6 protein-coding genes are annotated in these 7,002 nt (G+C 57.2%); 3 read left to right on the top strand and 3 right to left on the bottom strand.

All coding sequences use genetic code 11. From position 1 onward, the window contains the following. Nucleotides 1–612: 612 nt before the first annotated feature. Both FBY04_RS02445 and FBY04_RS02440 read right to left on the bottom strand, forming a co-directional pair. Entirely contained in the window at nucleotides 613–2,106 is a 1,494-nt protein-coding gene (locus FBY04_RS02445; RefSeq protein WP_084319098.1) for a CoA-acylating methylmalonate-semialdehyde dehydrogenase, read from the bottom strand. A gap of 65 nt (nucleotides 2,107–2,171) precedes the next feature. After that, nucleotides 2,172–3,521, bottom strand: coding sequence for an aspartate aminotransferase family protein (locus FBY04_RS02440; protein WP_145314398.1), 1,350 nt, complete (start codon nucleotides 3,519–3,521; stop codon nucleotides 2,172–2,174). A 139-nt stretch (nucleotides 3,522–3,660) separates the two neighbouring features. Here FBY04_RS02440 and FBY04_RS02435 point away from each other — a divergent pair, with 139 nt between their 5' ends. From FBY04_RS02435 to FBY04_RS02425, 3 genes are all read left to right on the top strand, one after another. Beyond that, the gene (locus FBY04_RS02435) at nucleotides 3,661–4,581 is read left to right on the top strand and encodes a LysR family transcriptional regulator (RefSeq protein ID WP_084319101.1); all 921 of its coding nucleotides are present in this window, start codon (nucleotides 3,661–3,663) and stop codon (nucleotides 4,579–4,581) included. A 198-nt stretch (nucleotides 4,582–4,779) separates the two neighbouring features. Continuing rightward, nucleotides 4,780–5,430 (top strand): TetR/AcrR family transcriptional regulator, encoded by a 651-nt coding sequence (locus FBY04_RS02430; RefSeq protein ID WP_145314397.1) that lies wholly within the window; start codon nucleotides 4,780–4,782, stop codon nucleotides 5,428–5,430. Nucleotides 5,431–5,437: 7 nt separating this feature from the next. Next, the gene (locus FBY04_RS02425; protein ID WP_145314396.1) at nucleotides 5,438–6,019 is read left to right on the top strand and encodes a YigZ family protein; all 582 of its coding nucleotides are present in this window, start codon (nucleotides 5,438–5,440) and stop codon (nucleotides 6,017–6,019) included. Nucleotides 6,020–6,551: 532 nt separating this feature from the next. On the opposite strand, the gene FBY04_RS02420 is transcribed toward FBY04_RS02425, so the two are convergent. After that, nucleotides 6,552–6,977 carry a hypothetical protein gene (locus FBY04_RS02420; RefSeq protein ID WP_084319107.1) on the bottom strand — a complete coding sequence of 142 codons (426 nt, stop codon included), beginning with the start codon at nucleotides 6,975–6,977 and terminating at the stop codon, nucleotides 6,552–6,554. Between the last annotated feature and the right edge of the window lie 25 nt (nucleotides 6,978–7,002).

The raw sequence follows: 7,002 nt of genomic DNA, 5'->3' as shown, positions 1-7,002 counted from the left end.
TTTAAGAAACCCTAAACTTGGCTCAGCAATCGTTGGTTACATCTTTGATTTCTCGCGGAGTAACTTGTGATGCTGATAATCTTGTTGACTATCAGCCTGACTCCACAAGCACCCACACGAATTGCTTGATTCAGTTGTTAAAGAGCGGTTGGTTAAGATCTTTCATCTCAACCGAGGCGCGCATTCTACAGCGTCCTCTGTATCTGTCAAGCGGTTATTTTCAGAAGTTTTCAAAGTTTCCTTTGCAACTTCAACCACTTGCGCTTCCGATCTCTCGTTAGCGGGAGGCGAATTCTACAGCGTTGTTCGCTGCTGTCAACACCTCTTTTTCTCCGCTTTCGACCGAGATGATCGAACCGTCAATCAAGCGAAAACACACTGCCTGACCAACTCCTTCTGGGCTTCGATGAACTGAAGCAACTCGCTGCCGAAAACTGCGTAACTCTTTGTTTATCAAGGAGTTTTCCGTTTCGACTGCGCCGGAAGTGGGGCGAATTATAGACTTCCAGAATCTGCCGTCAACCCTTAATTTCACATTTCTGTCATACGGGTCAAAAAAGCCCATAAACGCGAAGGCCGAGCCCCAAGGGGCTCGGCCTTCTTCCCTTCTACTTACAAGCTAGGGAACGCAAACTGCGACGCTTCATGGCTCGCACGCTGCGGCCAGCGCTGGGTAATTGCCTTGCGACGGGTGTAGAAGCGTACGCCATCCGGGCCATACGCATGCAGATCGCCAAACAGCGAACGCTTCCAGCCACCGAAACTGTGATAAGCCACCGGGACCGGCAACGGCACGTTGACGCCGACCATGCCGACTTCGATCTCATCGCAGAACAACCGCGCCGCTTCCCCATCACGGGTAAAGATGCAGGTGCCGTTGCCATACTCGTGATCATTGATCAGTTGCATCGCCTCTTCCAGGCTGTTCACCCGGACAACGCACAACACTGGCCCGAAGATCTCTTCTTTATATATGCGCATTTCCGGGGTGACGTTATCGAACAGGCAGCCACCCAGGAAGAAACCTTCTTCATGACCGGCCACGCTCAGACCACGACCATCCACCACCAAGGTTGCACCCGATGCAACGCCGTCTTCTACATAGCCACTGACTTTGTCACGAGCCTGACCGGTGACCAATGGCCCCATGTCCAAGCCACAAGTGGTACCTGCGCCAATTTTCAGCGCCTTGATCTGCGGAGTCAGCTTGGACACCAACGCATCTGCCACTTGATCACCGACGCACACGGCCACCGAGATCGCCATGCAACGCTCACCACAAGAACCGTAAGCCGCGCCCATCAGTGCGCTGACGGCGTTATCCAGATCTGCATCCGGCATCAGCACCGCATGGTTCTTCGCGCCGCCCAGTGCCTGAACGCGTTTGCCACGCTTGGTGCCTTCGGCGTAGATGTATTCGGCAATCGGCGTCGAGCCAACGAAACTCAATGCTTTGACTTCCGGCGCTTCGATCAGCGCGTCCACTGCAGCCTTGTCACCATGAACAACGTTCAGCACGCCTTTCGGCAGACCGGCCTCCAGCAACAACTGAGCAATCAGCAGCGTCGAGCTTGGATCACGCTCGGACGGTTTGAGGATGAAGCAGTTGCCGCAGACGATCGCCAGCGGATACATCCACAACGGCACCATCGCCGGGAAGTTGAACGGAGTAATACCGGCAACTACACCCAACGGCTGGAAGTCCGACCAGGCATCAATATTCGGACCGACGTTACGGCTGTATTCACCCTTGAGGATTTCCGGCGCTGCGCACGCGAACTCGACGTTCTCGATACCACGCTTCAGTTCACCGGCAGCGTCTTCCAGAGTCTTGCCGTGCTCTTCGCTGATCAGTTGGGCGATACGTGCTTCGTTCTGTTCCAGCAGTTGCTTGAAGCGAAACATCACCTGCGCACGTTTGGCCGCAGGCGTGTTGCGCCAGGCAGGGAACGCAGCCTTGGCCGAATCGATAGCTTTCTGAATGGTTTCGCGGCTGGCCAACGGCAGCTTGTGGATCGCCTGGCCGGTGGACGGGTTGAACACGTCGGCGGTGCGACCATCTTCGGTCACCAGTTCGCCGTTGATCAAATGCGGGATAAGACTCATGCGGGGCTCCTGAAATGTTGTCCACAGGCGCCCGTTATCGGACGCCTCTATATAGAAGGGAAAAATCAGTCGATTTTGTTCAGCACTTCGCCGACCGCGTCGAACAGACGATCAAGGTCTTGCGGCTTGCTGTTGAAAGTAGGGCCGAACTGCAGGGTGTCACCGCCGAAGCGCACGTAGAACCCGGCTTTCCACAACGCCATGCCCGCTTCGAACGGACGCACGATGGCATCGCCGTCACGCGGGGCAATCTGGATCGCGCCGGCCAGACCGTAGTTACGAATGTCGATGATGTTTTTCGAGCCCTTCAGGCCGTGCAGCGCATTTTCGAAATGCGGCGCGACTTCGGCCACGCTCTGCACCAGGTTTTCCTTTTGCAGCAGGTCGAGGGCCGCCAGTCCAGCGGCGCAAGCCACCGGGTGCGCGGAGTAGGTGTAACCGTGCGGGAATTCCACGGCGTATTCAGGTGTCGCCTGGTTCATGAAGGTCTGGTAGATCTCGGAGCTGGCAATCACCGCGCCCATCGGGATCGCGCCGTTGGTGACTTGCTTGGCGATGCACATCAGGTCCGGTGTAACGCCGAAGCTGTCGGCGCCGAACATCGAGCCGGTACGGCCGAAACCGGTGATCACTTCGTCGAACACCAGCAGGATATTGTGCTGATCGCAGATCTCGCGCAGACGCTTGAGGTAACCCTCAGGCGGAACCAGCACGCCAGCGGAACCAGCCATTGGCTCGACGAATACAGCAGCGATGTTCGACGCGTCATGCAGCTCGATCAACTTGAGCAACTCCTCCGCCAGGGCGATACCGCCCTCCTTCGGCATGCCTCGCGAGTAAGCATTGCTCGCCAGCAAGGTGTGCGGCAGGTGATCGACGTCCATCATCGCCTGACCGAAGATCTTGCGGTTACCGTTCACACCGCCAAGGCTGGTGCCGGCAATGTTCACACCGTGGTAGCCACGGGCACGACCGATCATTTTGGTCTTGGTTGCCTGGCCTTTCAGACGCCAATAAGCGCGAACCATCTTCACTGCGGTATCCGCGCACTCGGAACCCGAATCGGTGAAGAACACGTGATTTAGATTGCCCGGCGTCAGGTCAGTGATTTTCTCGGCCAGCTGGAACGACAACGGGTGACCGTACTGGAAGCCCGGCGAGTAATCGAGGGTGCCCAACTGCTTGGCAACCGCTTCCTGGATTTCCTTGCGAGTGTGCCCGGCGCCGCACGTCCAAAGACCGGACAGCGAATCGTAGACCTTGCGGCCCTTGTCGTCCGTCAGCCAGCTGCCTTCAGCCGCCACGATCAGTCGCGGATCGCGCTGGAAATTCCGGTTGGCGGTGTAGGGCATCCAGTGAGCATCAAGCTTGAGCTGGCTGGCCAGAGGAGATTGGGCGTTTTCGGGCAAGTTCATGGGCAAAACCTCGCAAGGCAATAAGCGGCGTGGAGATGAAAAGCGTTCTTGCAGCTAAATTGCCACGGGGATAAAGTCGGTGAAATCCAACTTTTGTAACGTTCAGTCAGGCCGTTACTAAACTTTGAGTAATTAAAGCATGAGCATCCGTCGCCCCGATCCGCTGGCGCAAGTCAGCGACTTTGATATCCGCCTGCTACGTATTTTTCGCAGCGTGGTGGAATGCGGCGGTTTCTCTGCGGCCGAATCGGTACTCGGCATCGGTCGCTCGGCGATCAGCCAGCAGATGAGCGACCTGGAACAGCGCCTCGGTCTGCGCCTGTGCCAACGCGGTCGCGCCGGTTTTTCCCTGACGGAGGAAGGTCGCGAGGTTTACCAGTCGGCATTACAACTATTGAGTGCGCTGGAAAGTTTCCGCACCGAGGTCAACGGTCTGCACCAGCATCTGCGCGGCGAATTGACCATCGGCCTGACCGACAACCTCGTCACCCTGCCCCACATGCGCATCACACATGCCTTGGCGCAATTGAAGGAACGCGGGCCGGACGTGCAGATTCAGATCCGCATGATCGCGCCCAACGAAGTCGAACAAGGTGTACTCGACGGTCGTTTGCATGTCGGTGTGGTGCCGCAGGCGAGTGCGCTGTCGGGGTTGGAATATCAGCCGCTCTACAGCGAACGTTCGCTGCTGTATTGCGCGGTCGGTCATCCCTTGTTCTACGTCGACGACAAACAACTGGACGATGAACGCCTCAACAGTCAGGACGCCATCGCCCCGACCTTCCGCTTGCCCGCCGAAATCCAGGCGCATTACCAGGCCCTCAACTGCACCGCCAGTGCCTCGGACCGCGAAGGCATGGCCTTCCTGATTCTGACCGGCCGGTACATCGGCTATCTGCCGGACCACTACGCCAGTCTCTGGGTGCAACAGGGTCGCTTGCGTGCGCTGAAACCGAAAGCACGGTTTTATGACTTGAGCCTTGCATCGGTGACACGCAAGGGACGTCGCCCGCATCTGGTGCTGGAAAGCTTTTTGGAAAGCCTGGCCGCCACTCGCTGAAACCCTGTGGGAGTGGGCTTGCTCGCGAAGGCGGTGTGTCAGTCCACATTTATGTAGCTGACACACCGCCTTCGCGAGCAAGCCCGCTCCCACAGGGTTTTGAGTTGACAGGGGTTTTATTGCTTCAGGACTTGTCTGGAAACGGTGGGTGCGCTATCAACGCACTGGTTGCACCCACCTACCTGTCTGGAAGTGCCTATGACCTTTGAAGTCCCCGCTCACGGCGGCAAACCTGCCAGCCGCATTCGTCAGAAGAACGAAGAGACCATCATCAAAGCTGCTGAAGACGAGTTCGCCCGGCATGGGTTCAAAGGCACGAGCATGAACACCATCGCCCTCAATGCCGGGTTGCCCAAGGCGAACCTGCATTACTACTTCACCAACAAACTGGGGTTGTACGTGGCGGTGCTGAGCAACATCCTTCAGTTATGGGACAGCACCTTCAACACCCTGACCGCCGAGGATGATCCGGCCGAAGCGCTGACGCGCTACATCCGCGCCAAGATGGAATTCTCCCGCCGCCAACCGCAAGCCTCGCGGATCTTCGCGATGGAAGTGATCAGCGGCGGCGAATGCCTGACCGAGTATTTCAATCAGGACTACCGCGTCTGGTTCCAGGGCCGGGCGGCGGTATTCCAGGCGTGGATCGACGCCGGTAAAATGGACCCGGTCGACCCGGTCAACCTGATCTTCCTGCTGTGGGGCAGCACCCAGCATTACGCCGATTTCGCCACGCAAATTTGCCGGGTCAGCGGCCGTACCAAATTGACCAAGCAAGACATGGAAGATGCCGGCAACAACCTGATCCGCATTATTCTCAAAGGCTGCGGCCTGACCCCAAGTATTTAAGACACCTATGCCTTTTACCCTCAGCGGCTTTTGCGAATACCGCGAAGAGATTCGCAAAAGCCGTTTCATCACCCTCGCCGCGCCGATCAGCAGCCCTGCTGAAGCCCAGGCGTTTATCGAACAGCACAGTGATTTGAATGCCACGCACAACTGCTGGGCATGGAAACTCGGCGCTCAATACCGCAGCACCGATGATGGCGAGCCGGGCGGCACGGCTGGCCGACCGATTCTGGCGGCAATCGACGCACAGGATTGCGATCAGGTCGTCGTGCTGGTGATCCGCTGGTATGGCGGCATTCAACTCGGCACCGGGGGCCTCGCCCGGGCGTATGGCGGCGGTGCCAACAAGTGCCTGCAAGCGGCGCCGAAAATTGAGCTGATCAGTCGAGTGCCGGTGAGTTGCGCCTGCGGTTTTGCTGAACTGACGCTGGTGAAGCTTCGGGTGGCAGAACTCGGCGGACTGGTTGTAGAAGAAACGTTCACGGCCAACGGTGTAGAGCTGCAATTGGCGATGGGCGAAGCGCAGATCGACACCCTGCAAACCCAGCTCGCGGATTTGAGCCGCGGGCGCATTCTGTTGCAGCGTTAGAAGATCAAAAAGATCGCAGCCTTCGGCAGCTCCTACAGTGTGATCGCGATCTTCTGTAGGAGCTGCCGAAGGCTGCGATCTTTTGGGGCATGAGCATTTCCAAGCCACCTTACACTTGCCCACATCTACTGTGCACCCGGCTGTGGATAACCTGAGCACATACCGCTGTAACCCTTCTGTCATGCGGCTTTGCGGGCATTGTTCACTTTTCGCCCAATTTGTCACAACAAAGATCAAATCCACGTAAAAACAAACAGTTAGCGTGGTTTATCACCTTTAGAAGAAAGCCGCACAGTGCTTATGCCCGAGCTTTGAGCTTGCGCACAAATACTGTGGAGCAATCTGTGGATAACCCGTTCATGGCTGTCGCGGCCCCATGTCCGGCATGGCTTGCAATGGGTTGCTCGTTTTTTGACCAAACCTTGATGAGCAAAAGCGGAGCCTGATCAACGGCTTCGCCCTCAAGTGGTGCCTGACTGGAAATCTAAAGGTGGCGAGGCGGCATCCTGAACGCCTTGGTCGCCACGGGTTTTCAAATTGCCTGTCTCAATGGCCAGCGACTTGTTTTATCCACAGGCAGCACCTGGACCACACCCCACGCCAACTCAAAGAACAAAAAAATCACCAGCAGCGAACTGGCGCCCTGCAACAAGGCATAGAGCTGCCAAGCCGAAAACAGAAATCGGCCCACCGCGTCATACCGACCAAACACTTGCTGCGGATCTCGAATCCGCAGCACGGCCCAAATGCACACGATCGAGCCCAACAGGTTCGCCATCAGCATGTGCATGGGCTCGAACGCCGGCAATTCTCCGGGCAGGTCGAACGCCCGGCTAACACTCGTCAAAACACCGTGCAACGCCGCAAATGTCCACGGCGTGACAAACGCTGCCGTCACGATCAAGTCATACCAGGCGCTGCCAAGCACCACCCGGCGATATTGCGTTGAAGTCCACATCGGCATTGCTCCATAAATTCAGGGA

Origin of the sequence: Pseudomonas sp. SJZ080 (assembly GCF_007828295.1) — a bacterium.
In the GTDB taxonomy this organism is placed as follows: Bacteria; Pseudomonadota; Gammaproteobacteria; order Pseudomonadales; family Pseudomonadaceae; genus Aquipseudomonas; species Aquipseudomonas migulae_A.
The sequence above is the reverse complement of the archived record's forward strand: the minus strand, read 5'-3'. Positions and strand labels throughout refer to the sequence as shown.